Annotated in this window: 32 protein-coding genes; 7 read left to right on the top strand and 25 right to left on the bottom strand. The window is 48.5% G+C overall.

Annotation, left to right across the window (positions count from 1 at the left end; all coding sequences use genetic code 11):
- Positions 1–120: 120 nt before the first annotated feature.
- Positions 121–585, bottom strand: coding sequence for a low molecular weight protein-tyrosine-phosphatase (locus A3844_RS19510; RefSeq protein ID WP_074108285.1), 465 nt, complete (start codon positions 583–585; stop codon positions 121–123).
- Positions 586–740: 155 nt separating this feature from the next.
- On the opposite strand from A3844_RS19510, the gene A3844_RS19505 reads away from it, so the two are divergent.
- Both A3844_RS19505 and A3844_RS19500 read left to right on the top strand, forming a co-directional pair.
- Entirely contained in the window at positions 741–1382 is a 642-nt protein-coding gene (locus A3844_RS19505; RefSeq protein ID WP_074102080.1) for a thiamine diphosphokinase, read from the top strand.
- 276 nt (positions 1383–1658) lie between these two features.
- The gene (locus A3844_RS19500) at positions 1659–2165 is read left to right on the top strand and encodes a C40 family peptidase (protein WP_074108263.1); all 507 of its coding nucleotides are present in this window, start codon (positions 1659–1661) and stop codon (positions 2163–2165) included.
- Between the two features lie 69 nt (positions 2166–2234).
- On the opposite strand, the gene A3844_RS19495 is transcribed toward A3844_RS19500, so the two are convergent.
- From A3844_RS19495 to A3844_RS19405, 20 genes are all read right to left on the bottom strand, one after another.
- Positions 2235–2993: a winged helix-turn-helix domain-containing protein gene (locus A3844_RS19495; RefSeq protein WP_244169810.1), complete on the bottom strand. Its 759-nt coding sequence runs from the start codon at positions 2991–2993 to the stop codon at positions 2235–2237.
- 119 nt (positions 2994–3112) lie between these two features.
- A complete protein-coding gene (locus A3844_RS19490; RefSeq protein WP_425270616.1) occupies positions 3113–3421 on the bottom strand; it encodes a Dabb family protein in 309 nt (102 codons plus the stop codon).
- Between the two features lie 12 nt (positions 3422–3433).
- Positions 3434–4492, bottom strand: coding sequence for a ThiF family adenylyltransferase (locus A3844_RS19485; RefSeq protein WP_074108260.1), 1059 nt, complete (start codon positions 4490–4492; stop codon positions 3434–3436).
- Positions 4493–4561: 69 nt separating this feature from the next.
- Entirely contained in the window at positions 4562–6115 is a 1554-nt protein-coding gene (locus A3844_RS19480) for an ABC-F family ATP-binding cassette domain-containing protein (RefSeq protein WP_074108259.1), read from the bottom strand.
- 154 nt (positions 6116–6269) lie between these two features.
- Positions 6270–7805: a serine/threonine-protein kinase gene (locus A3844_RS19475; protein ID WP_083606932.1), complete on the bottom strand. Its 1536-nt coding sequence runs from the start codon at positions 7803–7805 to the stop codon at positions 6270–6272.
- Between the two features lie 107 nt (positions 7806–7912).
- A complete protein-coding gene (locus A3844_RS19470; RefSeq protein WP_074108258.1) occupies positions 7913–8980 on the bottom strand; it encodes an SAM-dependent methyltransferase in 1068 nt (355 codons plus the stop codon).
- A complete protein-coding gene (locus A3844_RS19465; protein ID WP_074084546.1) occupies positions 8977–9759 on the bottom strand; it encodes an ABC transporter ATP-binding protein in 783 nt (260 codons plus the stop codon). Before A3844_RS19465 ends, A3844_RS19470 begins: the two co-directional genes overlap by 4 nt.
- Positions 9759–10082: a thioredoxin family protein gene (locus A3844_RS19460; protein WP_074084547.1), complete on the bottom strand. Its 324-nt coding sequence runs from the start codon at positions 10080–10082 to the stop codon at positions 9759–9761. The genes A3844_RS19465 and A3844_RS19460 overlap by 1 nt, the downstream gene beginning before the upstream one ends.
- Positions 10079–10423, bottom strand: a complete 345-nt coding sequence (locus A3844_RS19455) for a cyclic-phosphate processing receiver domain-containing protein (protein WP_074108257.1) — start codon at positions 10421–10423, stop codon at positions 10079–10081. Before A3844_RS19455 ends, A3844_RS19460 begins: the two co-directional genes overlap by 4 nt.
- Positions 10420–11274 carry a deoxyribonuclease IV gene (locus A3844_RS19450; protein WP_074108256.1) on the bottom strand — a complete coding sequence of 285 codons (855 nt, stop codon included), beginning with the start codon at positions 11272–11274 and terminating at the stop codon, positions 10420–10422. Before A3844_RS19450 ends, A3844_RS19455 begins: the two co-directional genes overlap by 4 nt.
- A complete protein-coding gene (locus A3844_RS19445; protein WP_074084550.1) occupies positions 11264–12079 on the bottom strand; it encodes an Fpg/Nei family DNA glycosylase in 816 nt (271 codons plus the stop codon). Before A3844_RS19445 ends, A3844_RS19450 begins: the two co-directional genes overlap by 11 nt.
- A gap of 45 nt (positions 12080–12124) precedes the next feature.
- Positions 12125–12913, bottom strand: coding sequence for a TIGR01457 family HAD-type hydrolase (locus A3844_RS19440; RefSeq protein ID WP_074108255.1), 789 nt, complete (start codon positions 12911–12913; stop codon positions 12125–12127).
- A gap of 21 nt (positions 12914–12934) precedes the next feature.
- Complete coding sequence (locus A3844_RS32830; RefSeq protein ID WP_167374710.1) at positions 12935–13102, bottom strand: hypothetical protein; 168 nt, start codon at positions 13100–13102, stop codon at positions 12935–12937.
- Between the two features lie 111 nt (positions 13103–13213).
- Positions 13214–14176 (bottom strand): ribonuclease Z, encoded by a 963-nt coding sequence (gene rnz, locus A3844_RS19435; RefSeq protein ID WP_074108254.1) that lies wholly within the window; start codon positions 14174–14176, stop codon positions 13214–13216.
- Between the two features lie 198 nt (positions 14177–14374).
- Complete coding sequence (gene metH, locus A3844_RS19430; protein WP_425270617.1) at positions 14375–17752, bottom strand: methionine synthase; 3378 nt, start codon at positions 17750–17752, stop codon at positions 14375–14377.
- Positions 17753–17938: 186 nt separating this feature from the next.
- Entirely contained in the window at positions 17939–18361 is a 423-nt protein-coding gene (locus A3844_RS19425; protein WP_074108252.1) for a FixH family protein, read from the bottom strand.
- Between the two features lie 223 nt (positions 18362–18584).
- Positions 18585–19370, bottom strand: coding sequence for an HAD family hydrolase (locus A3844_RS19420; protein WP_074100366.1), 786 nt, complete (start codon positions 19368–19370; stop codon positions 18585–18587).
- Positions 19371–19406: 36 nt separating this feature from the next.
- Complete coding sequence (locus A3844_RS19415; RefSeq protein ID WP_074084556.1) at positions 19407–19934, bottom strand: hypothetical protein; 528 nt, start codon at positions 19932–19934, stop codon at positions 19407–19409.
- An 84-nt stretch (positions 19935–20018) separates the two neighbouring features.
- Positions 20019–20192, bottom strand: coding sequence for a DUF896 domain-containing protein (locus A3844_RS19410; protein ID WP_074084557.1), 174 nt, complete (start codon positions 20190–20192; stop codon positions 20019–20021).
- Positions 20193–20302: 110 nt separating this feature from the next.
- On the bottom strand, positions 20303–20716 hold the full coding sequence (locus tag A3844_RS19405; RefSeq protein ID WP_074108251.1) for a LysM peptidoglycan-binding domain-containing protein: 414 nt from the start codon (positions 20714–20716) through the stop codon (positions 20303–20305).
- A 239-nt stretch (positions 20717–20955) separates the two neighbouring features.
- Here A3844_RS19405 and lexA point away from each other — a divergent pair, with 239 nt between their 5' ends.
- From lexA to A3844_RS19390, 3 genes are all read left to right on the top strand, one after another.
- Entirely contained in the window at positions 20956–21582 is a 627-nt protein-coding gene (gene lexA / locus A3844_RS19400) for a transcriptional repressor LexA (RefSeq protein WP_025704214.1), read from the top strand.
- A gap of 237 nt (positions 21583–21819) precedes the next feature.
- Positions 21820–22158: a L,D-transpeptidase gene (locus A3844_RS19395; RefSeq protein WP_074084559.1), complete on the top strand. Its 339-nt coding sequence runs from the start codon at positions 21820–21822 to the stop codon at positions 22156–22158.
- A gap of 152 nt (positions 22159–22310) precedes the next feature.
- Positions 22311–22688, top strand: a complete 378-nt coding sequence (locus A3844_RS19390) for a hypothetical protein (RefSeq protein WP_074084560.1) — start codon at positions 22311–22313, stop codon at positions 22686–22688.
- A gap of 95 nt (positions 22689–22783) precedes the next feature.
- Here the strand turns inward: A3844_RS19390 and A3844_RS19385 are convergent, their stop codons facing one another.
- From A3844_RS19385 to A3844_RS19370, 4 genes are all read right to left on the bottom strand, one after another.
- Positions 22784–23248, bottom strand: coding sequence for a hypothetical protein (locus tag A3844_RS19385; protein WP_074084561.1), 465 nt, complete (start codon positions 23246–23248; stop codon positions 22784–22786).
- 115 nt (positions 23249–23363) lie between these two features.
- Positions 23364–23585 (bottom strand): hypothetical protein, encoded by a 222-nt coding sequence (locus A3844_RS19380; protein ID WP_167374709.1) that lies wholly within the window; start codon positions 23583–23585, stop codon positions 23364–23366.
- A 123-nt stretch (positions 23586–23708) separates the two neighbouring features.
- Entirely contained in the window at positions 23709–23894 is a 186-nt protein-coding gene (locus A3844_RS19375) for a hypothetical protein (protein WP_074084563.1), read from the bottom strand.
- Between the two features lie 106 nt (positions 23895–24000).
- A complete protein-coding gene (locus tag A3844_RS19370; RefSeq protein WP_074084564.1) occupies positions 24001–24228 on the bottom strand; it encodes a hypothetical protein in 228 nt (75 codons plus the stop codon).
- Between the two features lie 412 nt (positions 24229–24640).
- Between A3844_RS19370 and A3844_RS19365 the strand changes: the two genes are divergently transcribed.
- A complete protein-coding gene (locus A3844_RS19365; protein ID WP_074084565.1) occupies positions 24641–24859 on the top strand; it encodes a hypothetical protein in 219 nt (72 codons plus the stop codon).
- A 141-nt stretch (positions 24860–25000) separates the two neighbouring features.
- On the top strand, positions 25001–25234 hold a 234-nt coding region (locus A3844_RS19360), incomplete at its 3' end, for a transposase (protein ID WP_244169773.1).

Genomic DNA, 25234 nt, shown 5'->3' with positions numbered 1-25234 from the left:
TAAGAACATATGTATCTTTTGTGCTTGATCACGCTTTCATAAAAGGATAGGCACTCCGGTGCCTGTCCTTTTTTTAAGGACGGCAGCCGAACAAGAACCCTTGTCTACACGTACATTCCGTTATAGCTTATCCTTAATTATCTGATCCAGCAGCACTTCACAACCGGCGTTGATCAATTGATATACCTGCTCGAAATTCCCTGTAAAATAAGGGTCCGGTACTTCCCTCAGCTCCTCTTCAGGCAACAGGTCCATGAAGAACAGGAGCTTCGCTTCTTCCCCACCCGGAATTTTGCGCACATTTTCGCCATTAGACTGATCCATGCAGAGGATGTAATCAAAGTCATCGAAATCATTACCGCTTACAAGCCGCGCTTTCATATTCTCATAGCTGATTCCATGTTCATCCAGAATATGCCGGGTTCCTTCATGCGGCGCTTTTCCAATATGCCAATCTCCGGTGCCGGCAGAATCTACCGCAATCCGATCTGTCAGCCCCCGCTCCAGGATTTTGTGACGAAGAACAGCCTCTGCCATCGGCGATCGGCAAATATTGCCCAGACATACAAACAGCACCTTAACGATCCTTCTCACCTCCAGTACCTTTTTTCACTTCTTATACAGCACCTAGTTGTACTATTTTTATTTTAGCGCGGGAGGATCATTTGTACAACTTTTCGTTCTGCATTATACTGGGTCTGGAAAAACTAAGTACGCAGTCACAAATCAGGAGGTACTCTATGCCAGTCAAACGGGTTGTTATTTTTGCCGGTGGAGATCTGTCGGCGGATTATTTGTCTTTATTAGATGAAGAGGATTTTATTATTGGAGCAGATCGGGGAGCTTTATTCCTGATTACGCACGGGTTCGTTCCCGACATTTCGGTAGGTGATTTTGATTCCGTGACTCCTGATGACCTGGAACATATTCAAGCGGGGAGTAAAAAAACCATTACTTGTGATCCCATAGACAAGGACTTAACCGACAGTGAAATGGCGCTTGATCTGGCACTGGACACTCAGCCGGAATCCATTCTGCTGTTCGGGGTAACGGGCACCCGGATCGATCATACCCTTGCCAGTATTCAAATGATGACCCGAGCGCTGCAGCGCCAGGTTCGTTGCTCCGTAATGGATTCGCATAACTACATCACCTTAACCGGTTCAAAGGCCGAGATTTGTGACGCTGGGTATACCTATGTTTCTCTGCTGCCTCTCACCCCGGAAGTGACCGGAATTACACTGGAAGGCTTCCAGTACCCTTTAGTCGATGCGACTCTGAAACTGGGACAATCCCTCGGAGTAAGCAATGTTTTATCAGCGAAGAACGGAACCGTTTCTATAGACAGCGGACTGCTGCTGATTATTCAAAGCAAAGACTAAGTACATACGAATCAGAGACAGCTCTGTAACCATTGTTTCAAAAGTATAAAGTCGGGAATCCCTTTCTGCAAAAGGGTTTTCCGACTTTTTTTGTTCATGCAATGCTTCAAATATTAATTTTTTGTAACTTTTAATGAGATTTTAATAAAACGCTTCCATCCCAATCCCCGCAAGGGTTTGAAACCCCTTCTCCAAAAAATAGGAGATTCATAACCTGCTATACTACGAACAGGCAAGAAGATAGATATTTAGATATAACCTGGGAGGAATTACAACATGAAGAAACATCAATGGTTTAAGCAAGCAATTGTAGTAGGTATGTGCACCACGATTGGCCTGAGCACACTGATGGCAACAGGAGCAGGTACAGCACCCGTTGCTGCCGCATCCGTGTCCTCTTCAACGGGTCAAAATATTGTAAACTTAGGTAAAAAATATATGGGAGTACGCTATGATTTCGGAGCCACCATTTCATCTACCAGATCCTTTGACTGTTCATCATTCACCAAATATATTTTCGGCAAATATGGTGTGAACCTGCCCCGTACCTCTGTAGATCAATCCAAAGTGGGAAGAGCCGTATCCAAAGCAAATTTGAAAGCAGGAGATCTGTTGTTTTTCTCCAGCGGCAGCAGAGCCAACGGTTCAAATGTAACTCACGTAGCTGTATATATGGGGAATGGTAAAATCCTTCACACTTATGGTTCACCTGGTGTAACCATCTCCAACCTCAATTCCGGCAACTGGAAAAGAACTTATCTGAAAGCACGCCGCGTTCTGTAACAGCTCTATAATAACCTCTTTCAGACTTTTTCGGCGGTTGCAAACAAATAAAAAAGTGGTTGGCTTTGTTCAGAGTATGGTGTCAGCATGTGGCGCGCCTTCCGGCGCCCTCATTACATATCCGGTTCCACGTACTGTATGAATCAATTTATTCTTGTGCCCTTTATCCACTTTGAGCCGGATATGCCTGATATAGACATCAACCACGTTGGTGTCTGCATGAAAATGATAGCCCCATACCTGCTGCAGGATTTCATCGCGGGGGCATACCTCCCCCAGATTCACTGCCAGATAATAGAGCAGATCAAACTCTTTAGGTGTCATTTTCAGATCCATTCCATCCCGTTTAACCATTCTGCGGGTGGGATCCAGCATCAGGCCATCTACCAACAATAGAGACGAACGGTCGCGGTGGCGGCCTGTAAGTCTTATAATATTGTCCACTCTGCATTTGAACTCACCGGTATGTACAGGCTTCACCATATATTCATTGCCGCCCGCTTCAAAAGCTGCAACCGCCGCCTCGCCATACGCTTCACTGGAAATCACCATCACCGGAATTCTTTTCCCCTGATCCCTCAGATCCGATATCAGCCCCCATCCAGTCCATTCTGCGGCATGATCCAGCTCAGCAATCAGCAATACGGGCTCCACTCTGGACAGCAATAATCGAAGATCCTCGAGATCTTCGATTATTGCTGTATGCAGTCCGAGGTCCTGGAGAGCTTGTAGCAGATTCATATGTTCCCCTTTGTCACGTCCCGCTTCCAAGCCCTTAAGGGCACCAGCGGGCTGCCCGGACACAAACCAGGCAATGGTCTCATTCACTGTTATCCCCCGCATCAAGTCAGCCTTGCACCGGCATTGCCGCTGCAGAATAGGCTTAGATTTCCCGTAAAGCAAAAAGGCCATTCCCCGGAATGGCCTTTTCACATCAGAATTGTTAATTATGATTCCATGAGGTCGATTTCCTGGAAACGCAATACCTCGGTTTCCCAGCGTTCACGCACAAACCGCTGATGATCCGGATGTGCATTATAGGCATCGTATGCCTCCTGATTCTCAAACTCCATGGAGAAGCTATAATCGAAATCGCATTTCACACTGATCTGAAGCAATACCTCAAAGTTTGCAACTACCGGAATAAAACTGAGGATTTCTTCCCCGTCTTTCAGGAACGCAGCCGCTTCCGCTGAACCCGAATTATGCTTCAATGTGAATAATGCCATATGTCTGATTGCACCGTTCGTCATCATCCTGCCTCCTCTTTATCCGAAATACCGGTGATAAAAACTGCGGGCAGCAGCAACATCACTGGTTCCATGAATCAAAGCCCGTCCATCTCCAAAAACTACCATCCGGTACGACTCTTCCGTAAAAGAAACCAAGTAAGCATTACTCTCGACCTTGCCGCTGCCAAGCTTGGAGAGCCTTGCAGCCGTTTCCAGCAAATTCAGCTCCTGGCGGACCGCTGGCCTGATTTGCACTGTATCCCTGCCGCACAGCACATCACTGCGCTCAGTATTGGCTGCTGTTAAATAAGGATATACAGGATGGTTTCCGCATGAAGGACAGCTAGCTTTTTTGGCAGCCTTGACACCGATTTCCTGGTGCTCATTGCGCCATACATCAAACGACAGCAGTTTGCCTCTAAGCTGTTCATGCCGACCGCCCAGCAGTTTTAGAGCTTCCGCTGTGGCATTTGCGGTAACCAACTGCACAGCCTGCGGAAGAATACCCGCCGTATCGCAGGTATCGCCCCCAAGCGGTACAGCGCCCAGCAGACAGTTCAGGCATGGCGTTTCACCCGGCAGAATTGTGAATGTTATTCCATAACTGCCTACACAAGCCCCATAAACCCAGGGTATGCCATGTTTTTGAGCCATATCGTTAATAATCAGGCGTGTGTCGAAATTATCGGTTCCATCCATGATAAGATTCACACCGTCCAGCAGACTCTCCAGCTCTTCGGCTCGCACATCCAGCACCTGGGCCTCAATCGTAATCTCTGAGTTAATCTGCTCAAGCCTCGCCTTGGCCGCTGCGGCCTTGGGCACCCGCTGCAAGGCATCCTCTTCTGTATAGAGCTGCTGGCGCTGGAGATTGCTCCATTCCACATAATCCCGGTCAGCCAGTATGATCCGTCCTACTCCACAGCGGGCTAATGTCTCGGCAATCCCTGTTCCCAGCGCACCTACGCCAACAATCAGCACTGTCGAGCGGGCAAGTCCTGCCTGCCCTTCTGCACCAAAAGGGGTGAATCTTACCTGTCGCGAATACCGGCCGTCCCGGCCAGCTGTAGCTTGTTCTTTATCCATGTGGCTCATTCTAAGGTCCCCCCATATATTTAAAGCCGGAAAGGAGCATGTGCTGCTCTTTTCCGACTTCAGATGATATTAGACCGTCTGCGCTGACCACTGCTCAACATCCCAAATTTTGGTGACCCAATCCTCGTAGAAATCCGGCTCATGGGAAACCAGCAGAATTGTGCCCTTATATTCCTGAAGTGCCCGCTTCAGCTCAGCCTTGGCGACAACATCTAAGTGGTTCGTAGGTTCATCGAACAGAATCCAGTTGCTATCGCGCATCATCAGCTTGCACAGACGCACTTTGGCCTGTTCTCCTCCGCTCAGCATGCTCAGCGGACGAGTGATATGCTCATTCTTCAATCCACAGCGGGCCAGATGTCCGCGCACTTCATTCTGGGTGAGACTGGAGAATTCATTCCACACATCATCGATCGGTGTTAGATTTGCAGCCTTTACCTCCTGCTCGAAGTATGCAGCATTCAGGAAATCTCCAAGGTACGTTTTGCCGCTGTAAGCAGGAATTACGCCCAGGATTGACTTCAATAACGTGGATTTACCCACCCCGTTACAGCCTACAATGGCAATTTTTTCTCCGCGCTCAATCGTCATATTCAGCTTGGGCAGCAGCGGACGGTCATAGCCAACCTGGAAGTCAATACCTTCAAAAACCGTCTTCCCGCTGGCCCGGCTCTCTTTGAAAGAGAATGTGGGCTTGGCGGCTTCATCCGGACGTTCAATCCGCTCCATCCGGTCAAGTTGCTTCTCACGGCTCTTCGCCCGGCCTGAAGTAGAAGCTCTTGCTTTGTTGCGCTGGATGAAATCTTCTTGTTTTTTGATGAAATCCTGTTGTTTCTCATAGGCATCAATATGCTGGTTCTTGTTCATGTCGGCCATATCGAGGAACCGTTCATAGTTGGCTGTATAGCGGGTCAGCTTGGCAAATTCCAGATGATAGACGACATCAACGACCTTATTCATAAAGTCAGTATCATGGGAAATAAGGACGAACGCATACGGATACTGCTTCAGATAGTTCGTCAGCCAGTCAATATGCTCCACATCCAGATAGTTGGTAGGCTCATCGATTAACAGTACATTCGGTTTCTCAAGCAGCAGCTTTGCCAGCAGAACCTTAGTACGCTGTCCACCGCTTAATGCTGTTACGTCACGATCCAGACCGATAGCGGCCAGACCGAGTCCGTTAGCCATTTCTTCTACTTTCACATCAATCAGATAGAAATCACCGATATCCAGCTGTTCCTGAATTTCACCCATCTGCTCCAGCAGCTGTTCCAGCTCTTCAGGGGTAGCCTCACCCATTTTCTCGGTAATGGCCATCATTTCATTTTCCAGCTCAAGCAGTGGCAGAAAAGCATCCTTCAGTACATCACGGACGGTTTTGCCCGCAGTTAGAATGGTATGCTGATCGAGATAGCCATAACGGACTTTCGGGGTCCACTCCACTTTCCCGCTGTCTTTAAGCAGCTTACCGGTCAAAATATTCATTAGTGTAGATTTGCCGACGCCATTCGCTCCTACCAAGCCAACATGCTCACCGGGAAGCAGCCGAAAAGATACGTCCTTGAACAGCTCACGGCCTCCGAAGTTGTGCGAAACGTCTTCTACTGTAAGTAAACTCATAAATTCTCCATATGCTCCTATCTATATTTAAAAATGAGGCAGTATTCGGTTCTAACTAAACATACAACGATTCATTTTAGCACAAGTAAGCGCCACACTGATACAGAAGTTTCGCTTAAAACAGCGAAATGGAAAGAAAAAGGATGTGTTTTTGCTATTTTTTCTGAAATAATCCACCGTTTTTCGCAAACATTCTTCTTTTTCCTTGTTCTTTTATCAGACGTTCTATAGCCTCAGACAGCTTGCCCCTAGCTTGAAAAGGGTCCGGCTGAAACGGTAAGCTGTGTACCTTGATTCCGCCCAGGACGGAGCCCAGCAGACCCGCTGCCGCCTGAGTAGAGAGCGGCAGACATATCCTCCAGTCCGGCAGTGGAGTGAGTCCGCTGCGGGCCAGCCAATGCAGGGTATCCTCCAGCCGCCAATCTGCACCAGAAGCCACGAGCAACGGAATATCGCTAGCCGTAAATTCCTCCATTGCCCCCTCATACTCGCCTATACCCAAATCCAGAATCACAAAATCGTACGCTCTCCCCGGCAAGAAACTGATTTCGCCTTCGGACGGCCTATTATAGAAATGTACCCCTTTCCATATAACAGGGATCTTGGCTTCATCTGGGTCACGATCTGACAAAGGTGTCCCCAGCATACTACAGATTCGGTTATAGACCGTTGATGACGGATTGAAATCCACCCAAGCAACAGTACCAAACCCGCTCAGGCAAAGGCTGGCAGCCAATGAGGTATGCGTTGTTCCCAGTCCCCGAGCAACACCAAGGAGCGCAACCACAGTCGTCTCCTGCTTTGGACGAAATGAGGCAGTTTTGCCGCGCAGATATTTTGGGCTGGCTGCAGGCTCTGCTTCGGCTTCATCTGCTTCGGCTTCAATAGACACCAGAACACTAAGAACAGCTTCAGCATTTGGATATCTTTCTTCCGGATGCTGACGCAGCAGCCGGCGTATCAACGGAATCATCGCCTCCGGTAACTGGGTACGCAGTTTATCCTCCATCCCAGGCTGCCAACGGCTGTACTGGCCGCCGGATGCCATATACAGCAGCAAAGCACCTAATCCGTACAGATCCGAGGCAGGCCCGCTTTGCCCCCCACCATACTGTTCAGGAGCGGCAAAACCAACCGTCCCGAGCTTCTCAGTATCTTCACTCCCGTCTCTTCTAAGCTTACGTGCAATACCAAAATCAATCAGCATCAGCTCATCCCGACCGGTCAACATAATATTTCCAGGCTTCATATCCCGGTGAACAATCGGCGGATGATGCCCGTGCAAATACTCCAGAACCTGTAGCAGCTGCTGGGCATACCGGATGATACTTTTTGCCGGCAGCGGCCCTGGGTTATCCGCAAGATATTGGCTTAACGTGATGCCCTCGATATAATCCATTACCAAATAACAATACCCCTCCCGGTCCGGGGGAAAAAAATCAACCACACCCGGCAGCAGCGGGTGCCTCAGAGAGATCAGCAGTTCAGCTTCTGCCTGAATATCTCCAAATGAGCCCTCTTTGTCGATGCTCTCCTTCACCGCCCAGCGTTTTCCTGGCAGACGCAAATCCTCAGCCAGATAAACATGACTCATCCCCCCTGTTCCTAGTATTCCAGCAATGCTATATCTATTTCCCAGGGTCACTCCAACCTTGAGTTTTGTACCAAAGATCACAATACACTCCTCCATTCTTTCTGATGCAAAAAAGGGAAAGCCCCCGTTATCCTCACATACAGCGGCATAATGCCGGATGTATAGGTAACGGGATGCTTTCCCTTTGGGTAACCCTATGCTTCCTAATACTTAATCATATAAAGTGTAATTTCATCACGGTTATGGAACAGCTGTTTGGCCCGCTGAATCTGCATCCGCTCGCCTTCGAACATGGCGATAATTTCCTTAATCACCGCCAGCGGCTTCTTATGCATCAGCTTCACCGTAACAATAGCTGTTCCGCCAGGTGACAGACTGTGTAGCAGCCCTGTGACCAGCTTGGCCATCAGCTTGGGACTCCAGCTCATATCGCAGACCAGCAAATCAAACTCATTGTCCGAGAATTTCACTTCTCCGGCATTTTTGCGCAGAATCTTAAGTGAAGAATTCTTGCGGAGCGACTCGTGCATCAGCGCCGGGTCAATGGCTGTCACCTTAAGCCCCCGTTCCAGCAGAAACGAAGTCCATCCGCCCGGAGACGCGCCAATGTCCACGGCATTCCGGAAGCTCTGGAACGGAATCGAGAACTCTCTTTCTGCTTCCATCAGTTTGAACTTGGCCCTTGAGATCTGCCCGTCCTCTTTACGAAAACGGATCATGCCGCCATTCCAGCTCGACAGGTTGTCCTCAGGCCGGGAAACACCGGCATACAGCGCATCACCATCGGCATACACCGAAATTATCCAATCCGGATCTTGCACGGTGAACTCCGCACCGAGGTCCTGCAGCCGTTCCTGAAGCCATTCACGCAGTTCCCCTGGGCTGTCCGGCCAGAAGGAGCTACTGCCCTTCCGGACATGCAGGGATACCTTCATCCCTTCAAGTTCGCTGCGGCGGCCCAGATAAACAGCGAGCCGCTCTAGCGCAGCCCCGTCGCCCTGGTCTTGGAACTGGACAGGTTGAATGTGCCGCAAAAAGATCGGCAGACTGCCGGCCAGTTTGCGTGACACCTCTTCTGGTTCGGCTTCCAGCGTGGCCAGGAATATTTCACCCGGCAGCAGCAGCGTGCTTTTCACCGACCCGAACAAGCGGCGCAGCTCTTCCTGGGCATATGGAGCAAAGCCGTGGTTGGCGGTGCAAATATACCGTGAATGTACTTTTTCTTCCGGAGCAGAGGTCTGCTGGGGAGTTACTTCTATCAAATCACTCAAAGGGTTGTGCCTCCAGGTCTTATTTTAATCCAGGGACGACCGCTATCCCATTCTATATCAGCAGGAATATCGTAGGTGGCCAAGATCATTTCTTTCGTTAATACTTCTTCTTTGGGACCAGAACCGGCCAGCTTGCCGCCCCGGATCAATGCCACATGTGTAAAGAGCGGCACAATTTCCTCAACATGATGTGTAACATATACTACGGATACGTTATGCTGCTTCAGCTTGTCGATTTCGGCAAGCATTTTTTCACGCTCGTACAGATCTAGTCCGGCACAGGGCTCATCCAGAATCAGAAGCTTGGGCTCAGCCATCAGGCAGCGTGCCAGCATTGCCTTTTTACGTTCCCCTTGGGATAGGGTTCCAAACGGATGGTTGGCCATCTCACCGAGATTCATGTCCTCCAGCAAACGGATGGCCCGCTCATGCACGGAACGCGGAATATCCTGATAGAAGCGAAGATAAGCATAGGCGCCAGTAGCAACAACCTCCCATACGGGATCAGTCAGCGACAGCTTTTCCATCAATGACGGTCCGATATAACCGATTTCCTTGCGCACCTCGCGCAGATCGCACTGGCCGTATTTATAGCCAAGCACCTCGACAGAACCTTTGCTCGGAAACAAATAACCAGTCATCATTTCCAGCAGTGTGGTTTTGCCTGAGCCGTTGCGGCCCAGAATCACCCAGTTTTCGCCCTGCTTCATTTCCAGAGACACATCATCCAGAATCAGGCTTTGCTCTCTGCGCAGGGACAGATGTTGTAATGATATCATTATGAGGTCACACTCCTTATGTAGTCCAGCACCCGTTCCACTGAGCCCATTGAATAATAAATAGCCGGTTCCCTGCCGCGGTCAGCCGATGCAACCAGCAGGGCAGGCACACTGGAGATCTGGTAAGAATTCACCAGCACCGGCAGTATGTTCACATTCCCCGTTGCAATCAATAGTTCCTGCGGCAGCAGATGCTCCGCCACCTCCAGCATACGGCGGGCGGCTGTACAAGTTCCACACAACGGAGTATACAAAAACACAACGAGAGGTTCACCCTCCCGTTCCAGTACCTTCAGCAGCTCCTGTTGATTCATCTCTATCATCGGTTTACCGCCCCTGAGGCAATCTCCAGAAGTCTGGACGGATCCAGCGGACCATTGTGGAGCCCAACATCAGCAGGAATAGCAGGATACAGAATTTCGTACATCTCCCGGCGTCCCTGCAGACTGGAGGTATGAAGATATATTTCGCGGGGAAACAGCTTTTCCAGTATGATTCTTTTCGCTACTTCACTTCCGCTATAATCATCAGGCCCCATGTCATAATCCAAAGATAAGAGTTCAACTTCACATTCACGGAGCAGCATCAGACATTCCTCCGTAGAACGTGCCAGCGCGAAGCCCTCGGGCCGTTTTCGGTAGTCGTCCATGAACAGATTGATCATTGCTGCCCCTCCTCTTCATACCACGTACGTACTGCAGCAATCTCCTGCCGGTGAGTTCCATCCGGTCCCTTCCCGGTCTCCAGAGCAATGGCTACCCGGCGAAAAGGTTCCGCAATCATCAGACTGCGCAAGCCATCATCACCGATACAGCCCATGCCGACGTTAGCGTGCCTGTCCCTCTGTAAGCCGAATGCATACATTGAATCGTTAAGATGAACAGCCACAAGATGCTCCCAATAGCCAAGAACTGTGCCTCGTTGAATGAATTCTTCCGTATGTTCCGGATTCCAGATCCCGGCGGCGAATGCATGGCAAGTATCCAGGCAAAAACCGATTTTCTCCGGGTAACGGCTTAGTTCACGGATTTTGACCAGTTCTTCGAGAGTCATGCCCTCTTTGCCGTGATTGCCCGCCTGATTTTCAATCAGCAGCTTGGCCTGTCCGTCCCAGTTTTTCAGCGTATCATTTATACATTGTATAATATTTTGATAGCCCTGTAACGGCTCTATGCCGCTAAAATGTCCAAAATGAACCACAATGCCCAGTGAACCGCAGGCCTCGGCAATCTCCAGGTCGTTCAGCAGAGATTCCACCATGATCGTCCTGGATGCCGCTGGGGCCGCCAGATTGGTTGGATAAGGAGTATGCGCGATCGACACCATTCCCTTATCCCGGCAAAAGGACGCACAGCTCTCCGCATCGCTTAAGTCCAGCTGCTTCAACCGCAGACTGCGCGGATTCTTCGGAAAATATTGAAAACACGCCGCACCGCTCTCCCAGGCAAACCGGGCTGCACGCCCAAATCCGCCGCGAGTGCTGACATGTGCCCCAATTTTGGGCTTATTCGTCATGCTGGCAATCCGGGCAATAAAACACCTTGCGTCCGGACAGCTCTATTTTGACAATGGTTCCCCCGCCGCGCAGACATGGCTCGCCTTCACGGTCATACACTTTGCACTGATCATTATAAGAACCGGTAACTGTATCCCCGGTCATAAACGGCATCTCCATATAGCCGCCGATTTCAGTGGCTTCCGTCAGCACCTTGCGTACACTATCATACAGCCGTCCCACCGTTTCCGGTGTCAGGTTCTGTACTAGTGTTGTTGGCAGGAGCTTGGCATCATAAGCGATTTCATCAGCATAGCAGTTGCCAATGCCAGCCATAACCTGCTGATTGACCATCAGGCTCTTCAGCGCCCCCCGGCGTCCTTTCAGAAGTCCAGCGAACCGTTCCCGCGTCATGCGCCGGTCCAGCAGTTCAGGCCCCAGTTTGCCCATTGCCGCTTCGCTCTCCTTAACGGACAGCAGATGCAAGTATCCCAGCCGTAGTCCCATAAAATACAGAATGTGCTCCCCAAATGCAAGCTCTACCTGTGTTGAGCGTTCAGGCCGTTCTTCCTCCGTCCCGTAGAACAGAAGTCCTCCGAGCATCAAATGCAGCAGCAGCCTGCGGCCATCGTGAAGATGGAACAGAATATGCTTGGCTCTGCGCTCCACAAATACAATGCGTGCCCCAAGCAGCGCCTGGGTGAATTCTTCGGTCTCCATATTGATCGTTTTCTCCCGATTTACGGTTACACCTGTAATTGGGACATTTATAAGATGCTGGCTAAGCAGCTTTCTGTAATTCTCCATTTCCGGCAATTCCGGCATAATGACATCTTCCCTTCGTAGATAGGTATAAGCACACCCCTGACATTATACACCGAGTGCAAGCATAAGTTCAGCTAAATCGGCACAAATTTCATCCGGGTTCACTCCGGTAAGGCGCTGATAGTCTTCCAGATTGTCTCTAGTCGTAAGGCCCGTCAGCACAAGGATGGTCCGGCAGCCTGCGCGCGCTCCTGCGGAAATATCTGTGCGCATATTGTCTCCAATCACAACGGCCTCGCCCGGATCAATTCCCAGCAGGGACGTAGCGTAGGTAATGAGATGCGCCTCAGGTTTGCCAATGACAACAGGAGAAAATCCGCTTGCCGCTTCGATTGCAGCCCCCAGCGTCCCTGCTCCAGGCATGACGCCGTCATCGGAGGGAAGCATCAGATCCGGGTTCGTTAACACAAACTTTGCCCCCTCACGAATCCAGCGGGATGCCCGTGCCAGGGTATCATATGTAAAAGACCGGTCAATGCCCTGTACAACATACTCCGGCGCTTCAGTCACCAAGGCAAGCCCCGCTTCGCGGCAGGCCTCGATCAATCCCTCTTCCCCAAGTATCGCCACAGTTGCTCCTGGTGATTCTCCGGCAATATAGCGTGCAGCCGCCAATGAAGAAGTGCACACCTCATTCGGCTCTGCTTCAATGCCCATTCCACGTAAATGAGCCGCTACGCTAGCCGGAGTTCGGGAAGAGTTATTCGTTACAAACAAGTAAGGTATTCCAGCCTTGCGAAGTGAAGAAATGAGCAGATCTGCACCGGGAATCATCCGGCCTCCGTGGTATAATGTTCCGTCCAAATCAATCAACAAACCCCCAACAGATTTCATAGCTTCCCTCCTAATCTATATTTAGTTCACTCCATTAATATTAAATCTTATTAATTTTCTGTTTTCCTCAATAGCTTTCAACCAATTAGCCAGTCGTTCTATATGGAAAAAGAGTTGGCTTATGGGTATTCCACACGCATAACATGCCGCTTTTTCGCCAATATCTTTGCTTCTTCGTTTCTTTTTCATCCTGCTAATCCTTAAAATTTAACACACCTCGTCGAACACTATCGAACGCCCGCCCCGCCAGTCTTTTTTTGGCATGGCACTGTCATTTCCTGCGCTTTCCCGGAAAATAATTCACTTTCCCGGATCATTCCCCTGAGGATTTCCCGGAGATCTGCGGTATACCGGAAAGGTGCCGAACTCTTCAGCCAGCAGCGTCTGAGGAAAGATTGCCTGCGCTTCCATAAGCAGCGGCAGCAGCTCTTCCTGTGAAGTGTAGCGGGAACTGAAGTGAGTCAGCAGCAACTCCCGCCCACCTGCATCGCGGGCCAGCTCGGCGGCCTGTACGGCAGTGCTGTGATGATACTGATAAGCCATATCCTTCAGATCGTGGCCAAAGGTTGCCTCATGGATGATCAGATCCGCATCCAAGGCAAGCGGTAAAGCCCCCTTACAGGGTCTTGTATCTCCCAGGACGGTTATAATTCGGCCTCGTTTCGGAGCATTCACCACTTCAGCTGCACGGATCAGGACGCCTTCCTCATTCGTTACATCTTGCCCCTTTTTTAATAAGCCATAGAGCGGTCCTGGTTTCAGACCATAGCTTTGCAGTATTTCTGTATTCAGGTTGCCCGGACTGTCTTTCTCCGTCACCCGGTAACCATAGCTGTCGATCCGGTGTTCCAGCAATCCAGCCTCAACCTTAAAGCTGTCATCCTCAAAGATCAGGCCTCCGCTATGTTCAACAATCTCAATTGCATATGGAATCCGGGACTGGCTGACTGACAAGGAGATATCCAGATAGGCTTTTAGACCAGGAGGTCCATACACCGTAAGCGGTCCTGTACCGCCTTGATATCCGCGGCTGGATAACAGACCCGGTAATCCGAACAGGTGGTCACCATGGAGATGGGTGATGAACAGCTTTTCAAGCTTTCCCAGCCGAAGCGGGGATCGTAGAACCTGGTGCTGCGTACCTTCTCCACAATCGAACATCCAGAAGCTTCGGCGTTCTTCCAACAAGCGGAGTGCAACCGAAGTTACATTCCTCTGTAGCGTTGGAACCCCGGCATTTGTACCCAAAAAGTATATTTCCACTCATGCTCCTCCTCTCTATATTTTTAAAAACGCTTCAAATGCTGTAGAGCAGAATCTCATGCAGAGAATTTTACCCTTTTTGGGACAAAAAATCATCTTTCCGGTAAACGTATAGCTCCAGCAAAAAACCTCCCGGTTACGGGAGGTTCCGCTCTAATAGGGTGCAATCCCTACAGAATGAGTATACCGGACGGAAGCTTATTGCTTCTCCACATTAAAATACTGCGCTTCCGGGTGCGCGAACACCATCGCCGACACCGAAGCTTCGGGCTCCATCATGAAGCCTTCAGTAAGCTCGACACCAATGTCCTCAGGTGACAGCAGCTTGAATAGAGGTCCCTGATCCTCCAGATCCGGGCAAGCAGGATAACCGAAGGATACGCGAATGCCTTGATACCGGGCTCCGTGTCTTTGCTTCATGGTCATATCCGCCGGGTCCGGGAACCCCCATGTATCCCGTATCATATGATGAACGCGCTCCGCTAAACCTTCAGCTACCTCCAGCGCAACCGCCTGCAGGGCGTGGGAACGCAGATAATCGCCTTTGTCCTTCAATTCAGCCGACATTTCGCGGACACCATGACCTGCCGTAACCACCAGGAAACCGACATAATCCATAATTCCGCTGTCAACGGATTTCAAGAAGTCTGCCAGACATAGATAAGGCTCCACATTCTGTCGGGGGAAAGTGAAGGTATGGAGTACCTTGGCTGTATCCTGCGGATCGTAGATCAGAATGTCATTGCCATTCCCTTGAGCCGGGAAAAATTGATACATGGCTTGCGGAGTTATCGTACCTTCCAGCATCGCTTTATGCAGAATGTTATCCACGGTCTCCTTGAGTTCCACTGTGCGTTGGTCACCAGCAGCAAGCTGAGCTTCCACTGAACCCTTCAGTCCAAGATGATGACCCAGCAGCATCTGCATATTTACATAAGGAATAATATGTCCTAACGGGTAATTGCGCAGGACATGCCGCTCCAGATCAGGCGGCGTAAAGACCGGAGCATCCGCCGAAATCTTGGAACGGACCGCCCTTGTCAGCACTGGCAGCTCCTGCTGTGGAGCCACGGCTACCGCCGCCTCAGCTTCAAGGCGCACTTCCTCTTCAATTTTCAAACGTTCATCCGGATTCATCAACCGGTTGGCGATATCCAGGCCGTCCATGGCGTCCTTGGCATAGAGCACCAGACCGTCATATTCCGGCCGGATACGTGTCTTGGTGAACTTGCGTGTCAACGCAGCGCCACCAACCATGATCGGCACATCGATACCTGCGGTACGCAAATCCTGAGCAGTCAGCACCATTTGCTGCGCCGACTTCACGAGCAGGCCGGACAGGCCAATCGCATCCGCTTTTTCCCGCCGAAACGCTTCGATGATATTCTCCGGTGGTACTTTTATACCCAGATTGATAATCTCGTAACCATTATTGGAGAGGATGATCTCCACCAGATTTTTACCGATGTCATGCACATCACCCTTAACCGTAGCCAGCATGATCTTACCCTTTACAGATGTCTCATCCTTCTGCATGAACTGTTCCAAATGGTTGACAGACGCCTTCATCACTTCAGCGCTTTGCAGCACTTCTGCAACAATCAGCTCATTGTTGTTGAACAGTCTGCCAACTTCAGACATTCCAGCCATCAACGGACCGTTAATGATCTCCAGCGGACCCGACTTGTTCAGAGCTTCGTTCAGATCGGGAATCAAGCCTTCTTTGGTTCCTTCCACTACATAGGAGGCCAAGCGCTCCTCCAAGGAGAGACTGGAGATCTTCTCCTTCTTCTCCACCTTCTTCCCGCGAAAAGCGGCAACGAATGCGGACAACGTATCATCATTTGTATTATAGATCAACTGCTCAGCCAGATAACGGTCCTGTTCTGAAATGGAGGCATACCGCTCTACCTTTTCCGTATTCACAATGGCATAGTCCAGTCCGGCCTTAGTGCATTCATAGAGGAATACCGAGTTAAGCACCTCGCGACCCGCTTCAGGCAGACCAAACGAGACATTGCTTATACCCAGGATGGTATGCACCTCAGGAAGGGCTTCCTTGATTAGACGGATACCGTCGATTGTCTCCTTGGCGGAACCGATATACTGCTCATCCCCGGTACCTACAGGAAATACCAGTGTATCAAAAATCAGATCCTCCGGCGCCAGACCATACTTATTAACCAGCAGCTCGTAAGAACGTTTCGCAACTTCCAGCTTATCCGTAGCTTTAATAGCCTGTCCCGTTTCATCTATGGTGCCCACAACAATGGCGGCGCCATATTTATGGATCAGCGGAGTGACCAGCTCGAATTTTTCTTCACCATCTTCAAGATTAATGGAGTTAATGATCGCCTTGCCCTGGCAGTACTGTAGTGCCAGATCAATTACCTTGGGATCGGTGGTGTCAATCATAAGCGGAACCTTTACCTTTTTGACCACCAGTTCCAGAAATCTCTTGATATCTTCACTCTCATCACGGTCCGGGTCCTGAACACAGACATCTATCACTTGTGCACCACTCTTCACCTGAGCCCGGGCGATTTCGGAAGCTTCTTCATATTTCCCCTCCACAATCAGCCGCTTGAACTTCCGCGAGCCAAGAACATTCGTGCGTTCACCCACCATATACGGGCGGTTGTCACTCTCAATATATACAGGCTCAATCCCGGAAAGTGCCGGCGGATGCTGTCCATCCAGACCACGGGGCGGATACACCGCAAGCGCCTCAGCCATTGCACGGATATGGTCCGGTGTGGTTCCGCAGCAACCCCCGGCAATATTGAGCCAGCCCTTCTCGGCAAAACCGGCAAGCTTACGGGCAAGAGAATCCGGCGACTCGTGATAATTACCGTTTTCATCGGGCAGACCTGCATTCGGATAGCAGCTTACTGCTGCTGAGGAGATTGCCGAGAGTGAACGGATATGGTCACGCATAAACTCAGGTCCGGTCGCACAGTTGAGCCCGATGGAGATAGGTTTCAAATGCTCCAGTGAAATGTAAAAAGCTTCAATGTTCTGCCCGGCAAGTGTAGTCCCCATCGGTTCTATCGTCCCGGAGATCATGACCGGCAGCGTTACCCCCGTCTGCTCAAAAGCATTGCGGATGCCGATGCTTCCCGCCTTCACATTGAGTGTATCCTGAGAAGTTTCGAGCAACAGCGCATCCACTTCCCCGTCGATCAGCGCGACCGCCTGTTCCTCATAGCTCTTCACAAGTTCATGGAATGTGACACCACCAGTCACCGAAAGGGTCTTCGTTGTTGGTCCCATAGCCCCGATAACATAGCGCGGATGGTCAGTTGTATCATATTTGTCTACGGCATTCCGGGCCAGTCTGGCGGCTTCGAGATTAATCTCGCGTGCCCGCTGTGGAATATCATATTCGGCCAGCACGACAGAAGTCGCACCGAAAGTATTCGTCTCAATTAAATCCGCACCGGCTTCCAGGTATTTCTCATGAATATCCTGTATGACCTCAGGCCGGGTGAGCACCAGCATTTCATTACAACCGTCAAGCTCTTCTCCGCCAAAATCCGCACCGGTAAGCGGCACCTGTTGAATCATCGTACCCATTGCTCCGTCAAGAATCAGTATGCGCTGTTGTAAGCTTTCAGCAAGTGTGAATTTAGCCACTTTCTATCCCCCCAGTAAAACATTAGAGTAAGTTTAGCAGAATATAAGGAATTCGAAAAGCCTTCCTTTCCACTCTGCATTATCTGTTATTGCTGGCGGCTGCCCCCCGCCTTAGGTTTTGTTGTATTATGGCTGAACCACAAGCTTTTTACTGGGCATAGAATGCTGTGTCCGAGCAGTTACATGGGAAGTCACCGTAAACTCGCCAGCTGTTTCTACTATTCCTTCAGCCTTATATGTACCATCCCCTGCTGATTCCCCAGTGAACTCCAACTTCTTGTCCGTATTGCTGTTACTTCTGATTTCAAAAAGAACCTCTTTTGCATCATTCACTGGTTCGCCGTCCTGTGTCACCAGCGCTTCAAAAGTCACCTTCTGGCCTGCAGTAACCTGCTGGGGGCTCCAATTCAACTCTACTTTTATAGGCTCCATAGACATGTTTGCCACAGTATGCATATGACTCTCCGTCTTCCCGCCTCCTGAACAGCCTGAAAGAGCTACTGTGATCATTACCGATAAAAATGCTGCCAGCTTCCTTTGATGGATCATTTGGAATCCCTCCGAATCAAGGTAGGTTAATATCATACTGACATATCTGTGAAGCATTTCTTTTCTATTATACACATAATATTCAGATAATCAGTAATCCAACTCTTTTTCCCGCCCCAATTTGTGAGAATGGTCACATCGCCACTGATACACACGAGATTTATTTACATGCTAAAAAAACCGCATCCCCATTTGATCAGGATAACGGTTTTTGGAAGAGATACTATAAAGATTTCACAAGCGGAAGAAGCTCACTAAGATGACCAATCTGATAGTCCGGTGTAATTTCAGGATCAGTTTCTTTACCGGTGCGGTTAATCCATACGGTAGTCAGGCCTGCGCCAAGACCGCCAAGGATATCAGTAGTCAGCTTGTCGCCAACCATAATTCCTTCCTCCGGCGAAATATCAAGCAGTTCCATCGCATGTGTAAATATCCCTTTGTCCGGTTTGCCTTTACCGAAGTTGCCTGAAATCACAATATGGTCAAAGTAAGGAATCAACGCAGGCACACCATCCAGCTTCTCCTGCTGCAATGCAGGACACCCGTTCGTCAAGAGCAGCAGCTTCACCTTACCCTTGAGCTGATCCAGTACATGCAGCGTTTCTTCATACATGTATGGGCGGCTTCGGCGTTCTGCAGCAAATTTAGCAGCCAGCTCTGCAGCCAGCGCTTCATCCTCCACACCCAGTGCTGCCAGCCCTCGGCGCCAGGATTCGTTACGGTAGACAGGAGCAAGCTGCTCCATCTTCCGGAATTCAAGCTGTTCACCTGCTGTAAAATTCCCCCACAGCGCTTCAAAAGGATTGATCCCAATCAGCTTGGTGAACGGAAACGTTTCATATGATTCATACAGATTCCTCGCTTCCCTGCGGACAGCTGCTTCCAGCTCCTTAGGATCGACGGATTCACCTGCTGCTTCACTGGCATAACGAAATGCTTCTTCAACGCTACGCTCATCCCAGAGCAGTGTGTCATCAAGGTCAAAGAGTACGGCGGAAATCGGCATTATAGTTCTCCCTCTCCCTATGCAGGACGTATCTTTCTATTCGTTCACATATTCTACATGATTCTGCTTGGCGAACTGCTCCAGACGCTCACCCATTGCATTAATGTCATAACGGTTGAACAACCTGGAGAATACCCACTGTGTGCGTTTACCTTTATACTTAATGGAAACTGCACCACGGGTAACGGTAATTTTTTCAATATCCGCTGCTGGAAGCTGACGCTCACGGTTGTATTTAATGGTGGCAAGTCTGGCACGTTCAACCTTCAAATATGGACGGCGGAAAAACAGCAGTGCCGCAAGCAGGAAATACAGTACCACTCCCAGCCAGTTGGCAAGAATGCCGCTGCCTTTAGCTTCATCTATAGAACCAACTACCCAGAACATGATGCCAAGCATCAACAATATAACCGGAAATACAATATTGCGGCCTTTAAAAATATCGCTGCTCTTTGCAGCGGCAGAAGTGGTTGATGCATAGATGGAATCTTTCCCTTGCTTCTTGCGTTGCTTGTTGATTTGCTGTGTGTTGCGTTGAACCATTCTTTCCCAAGAACGGGCCATGTCAGTTCCCCCTAGTCATCCTATAATATCTATGAAAAGGAACAGAGCATCATTAACTCCTGCCTTGTTGCCTTGTTCATGCGCTTATTTGTCCACAATTTCAATATTATTAAGTTGAGCACGGAAGTTACTGCGGATATTACCCAGGTAGATCTCGCGAAGCTTGGCTCTTTCCGTAAGCTCCTCTTCATTCAGGCCGTCACTCTTCTGTTTGCGCGCTAATTCATTGATGCGGGCGACCAATTCGTCAATGTTCAATATGTTCCCCTCCCCTATAAATTCATTCTAACTTTGCCATGAGAAAAAGAGCTTGTCAAGGTCTACTCCCTGAAAGCTCCTGGTATCCATTTATAGGTACTCTATCAGTATTAATATACAGGTAAACTCAGCACATCGCCCGCTTGGATATTGCTGTTCTCAAGACCGCTCGTCCGTTTGATTCCTTCTATATATACAGCCGTTTTCATATGAGCCGGTTTATTCTTAAGTGCTATGCTCCAAAGTGTATCCCCGCGTTCAACAACAACCCTCTTCTCCTGCTTGGCCGACAACACCGATCCCGCAAAAACATTGCCTACCACAGTAAATCCGGAAATCACTAACAGAAAAATCAAGGCCAGCTTTACAATTGTGTCCTGGCGGAGCAATCTGCGGCAAGGTGCTGTTAAAGAGGAAAGAAGATTCTTCATATCTAGTCTATCATTGTATGCAGAACGGGCTCTCGCTGTTTGGTCCTCATGAACCTCGTCGTAAATACTACGGTATGTGCTGTACTTTAACATATTAACCGACCTCCAAACACTTGTTCTTACTTTCGAAATTAATATAACACGAACATGTGTTTTGATCAATACTTTTTTCGAACAATTGTTCCCTTATTCTTCGAACCTCTTTTTCTGTTATATCCACTCCGCTTTTCCATTCTCCAGCTGCCATTCCCGATCGTTTTAGAACTTATGTTTGTACGAACGGAAGTTCTATGTTATAATTTTCCCAAACATAGTATATGGGGTTGATTCCGATGTCAAAGATTTCGAGTCGTCAACTGGCGATCCTGGAATTTATTCGTAACGAAGTCCGCAGCAAGGGGTATCCGCCTTCTGTCCGGGAAATCGGTGAAGCTGTAGGACTGGCTTCCAGCTCCACGGTACACGGTCACCTGGACCGGTTGGAGAAGAAAGGGCTTATCCGCCGTGATCCAACGAAACCGCGTGCAATAGAACTGCTGGGACAAGAGGATTCCGAGAATGTTCATCAATTTGTTCAGACGGTAACACGCATTCCAGTCGTTGGAAAGGTTACCGCCGGGGTACCGATTACAGCAACAGAGAATATCGAGGACTACTTTCCACTGCCTACTCATTATGTAGGTGATAACAAAGTGTTCATGCTGTCTGTTCTTGGTGACAGTATGGTCGACGCTGGCATTATGAATGGTGACTATGTAATCGTCCGCCAACAGCAGACAGCAGATAATGGCGATATCGTCGTTGCCATGACTGAAGAAGATGAAGCAACAGTTAAGACCTTCTACAAAGAACGTGACCATATCCGTCTGCAGCCGGAGAATCCGGCTTATGAGCCTCTACGTCTGAATCGAGTTACGATTCTGGGCAGAGTTATCGGCCTATTCCGCGATATTCATTAGTAAGTCCCCGTCTCATTTATAACTGTTCCGCTCAATAGCGGAACAGTTTTTTCATTTTCCTCCAATCTACCAATTGTTTTCTTTACACTATTTAGTACTAATAGTTGGCCTATATTGTTACCCTCTGCCTGATTAACCGAAGGGGAACAACTGTTCGCTATAGGTTTTCTATCTAATTTTCCAGAACTCTCTCTACACTCCACTCATATCCTGATCATAAAAGGAGTGTTGATCAAAATGCCCAATTATCGAATCATTATCGATCTGTCACAGCGAATGCTGTATCTTCTGGACAATGACACTGTAATTAGAGGTTTTCCTGTCGGCATAGGCAAGATGCTGTCCGTTTCTCCAGTTGGAGAATATACCATTATCAACAAACAGAAAAACCCCGGCGGCCCTTTCGGAGTTTTTTGGATGGGCCTATCCAAACCCCATTATGGGATTCACGGAACCAATGACCCTTCCTCCATCGGTAAAAAGGTCTCCCATGGCTGTATTCGCATGTACAATGAAGATGTGTTATCCCTCGCAGCAACAGTTCCCATTGGAACCCGCGTAACTATTCGGGAATAACTGCACAAAGGACACCTTAGCGAGACATTTATCAACGTCTCACTAGGTGTCCTTCATGTTCAAACATTTATTTTGCATACAAACAGGAAAAGCGGAGTAATATGTCGAAACCTGTATATTGGTAAATTAAATCTTGAAAGGAAGTGTCTGGTTTGAATCAATCCAAAATAAGAACCCATGTCGACTTCAAGGTCGACGCATTAGGTAAGCTCTCCAATCTTTTACTGAACAATAATCATGGGGAACGCAGAGTCAATATCCTTACTGCCTTCGGCAGCATTCAAGGCAACGTAGCTTCGAACACCAGCAGTAATGAGGATGTATTTAACCTCAAATCATTGATGGACGATGTCATCGTTGATGAATACATTTCCTACTTGGGTGCTGAGCATCCTGAAAAGACTTTCAATTACAATTTTGTAGTTTTGGATAATGTAATTGTACGGCCTTTCGCCAGCTTTGGAACTGAAATTGAATATAAGCAGCTGATTGTCTATGCCGAGCAAATAACGTCCTTCAACTTCATGTAAAACCTGTTTATGATTACATATTGAAGTAATAGACGGATAATGTCTCCCGGTGAATCTCAGGCTTATACCACTCACGACCCGGGAGCACATTGTTCTTATTGCTGAGTCTGCTCATATCCAAGCTCATCCAGAATGCCTTTAGCCAGTACAAGCTGCACCTCTTCCGGCTCCTTCAGCTTCCTGGCGTAGACTACTGCACTTTTGGCAACTTTCTCAATCAATCTTCGGCCCTGTTCCTTGGTGATCGACACTTCTACCCCAGAGCGCCCTACCACTTCAGATAAGCAGAAAAAGACAATGCGCATACTATAATTCTCCCTGCTTAAAAAGTAGAACAAGTGAGGAACATTTTTCAGCAGACGATCCACCCAATTCGTAATCTCACGGATCTGATAAATCTCCCTGCGATCCTGCTCATACCCGTTAAATATGAGCTTTACCTTCCCGCGCATTTTCTTTTTCTCATACTTCTTGAATTCCCGTAAATAATTCTCCAGTCTTCCCTTTTCCACATCTTCCCTAGAAATATTCATCACTGTAACATCTTCATCTTTTTCCATCTCTATCACCTTCCACTTATGTAAGATAACCGGTTTCACACCTATGAAAAGGCATCCCGGGGGATGCCTTAGATTCCAAGACTTCTTTTAAAGGTTAAGATCTAAGCATTAAACCTTACAGCACACTTCTAAGCAATCGGATAGCCGCAGCGTTTAAGCGTAACGCTTCCCGTATGGAAGCTCTCGCAGCCAGCAGCTCACGTCTGGCACGGCTTGGGTTTGGCACCCGGCGCAAGTTTTCATTGATTTCTTCCAGTCTTTCCAGCAAAATAGCTCTTTGTGTCCGCAGCAAACTGATAGCTCTGCGGATTCTCGCACGTTCGCGTTCTGTCATCATTACACCTCTTTTACGTTTTATAGTATAAGAGATGCAAGAGCAGACACATTGGTATGTGTTATCTGGCAACAATAACAGATCATAAAACGAAAGAGCCGCTTTTCAGCAGCTCTCAGAGTCAGGTTAAGCTTCCTTGACCTTTATAGAGATCACATTCGCCGGATTAATGTGTTTGCCGCCCGCCATAATCCATTCTGTAAGTCCACTAGATTTCAGATGTGCCCGTGCTTCCTCCGCCGTCTTGAATGTGGATTCCAGCTCTTCAATTTGTCCATTCACATATTGAAGCTCATAATGAACTGCACTCACAATGAACCACCTCCTATTTCTATCTATTCTATTAATTCGACACTTGGAATGGTTTACCTGTATACCCAGGCTGTCAACTGATCTGGACTAACGTTGAACTTGTCCGTCATTCTTGCTTCTTTGGCACACGGACTCTGAACTCAAACCCTTCCCGGCTGTAACACATTCCTGCAACAAGTACATCTTCAGGCGTCCATCTCTGAACAGGACCGGCATAATCTGCTATGACATGCGGCTTGCCTTCAATCAATTGAACAACGTATACCTTCACTTGTGCGAGAGCTGCCGCGAACAAATCGGCATCGCTCGTCAGAACCTTATATGTTGATTTCAAAACAGCTCCTCCTTATCTACTGTTTCCCACTGCTCATAAATTACACATTTTCAAGCAATTATGTACGAATCCCAAGCAGCAAATCCGTTCGGACAAGTATTACACTACAATAACAAATAATCACCTACATAGTACCACGATTATCATCCCAATAATCAGAGCTGAACCACAAAAATATGCATGCGGGTCATATTTCATTCTATAGGTAGTATACAGCCGCATGGAACAATATGTAAACGATTTAGCAGGCTTATTTTGTCAAAAACATTATTCTTCTTTTTTTGGTATTCGTTCAAAATGATGTGCTTCCGCGGATAGGCGTGTCATTTTCATGACTTTGCTTGCCTTTCTGCCCGTGATTTGATAAGACTAAGGTAGTTTGTTCCCAGATTGGATATGAGGAGGATGCACATTGGAAGAAGTACGGATACAAAAAAAAGACCGTGCCGTCAGCTTTAGGGTGATCGAGGAGGAAGGCGAGTATATCGTTTTTGACATGTCACTCTCAAACCCGGCCAGCAACCGCACCCATTATACCGGTAAACAGTTCGCAGAAGCCTGGAAAGCAGTTGAATCAATTCTAGGCGAAACCGAGATCCCTGATGAAATAATAAAATATGCAAATTCTTAACTCAGAACTTAAAGCGCCCCGGCAAACGGGGCTTTTCATTTATTTAGCGATATCCATTTACGAACAATCGTTCCCTATCTAGGATGTGTCTGAAAACTAAATAACATGGTAAGATTTGAGAAAACGAATGGGGCGTCAAGCATGATTCAAAGACGGTACGAAATAAGCGATGAACAGTGGGAACAAATTAAGGACATGTTTCCACCCTACAAAACAGGGCGTCCGTCAAAATTAAGTGAAAGAACCATGTTTAATGCTTTTCTATGGATCGCTCGAAGTGGTGCTGCCTGGCGCGATCTACCGGAGGAACGCTATGGTTCATGGAAAACGGTCTACAGTCGCTTCTGCAAATGGCGAGATACCGGACTGCTTGTC

The sequence above is a fragment of the Paenibacillus helianthi genome, assembly GCF_001909055.1.
GTDB lineage: Bacteria > Bacillota > Bacilli > Paenibacillales > Paenibacillaceae > Paenibacillus_AQ > Paenibacillus_AQ helianthi.
Note: the sequence above shows the minus strand (reverse complement) of the source record. Positions and strands in the feature narration are given on the sequence as shown.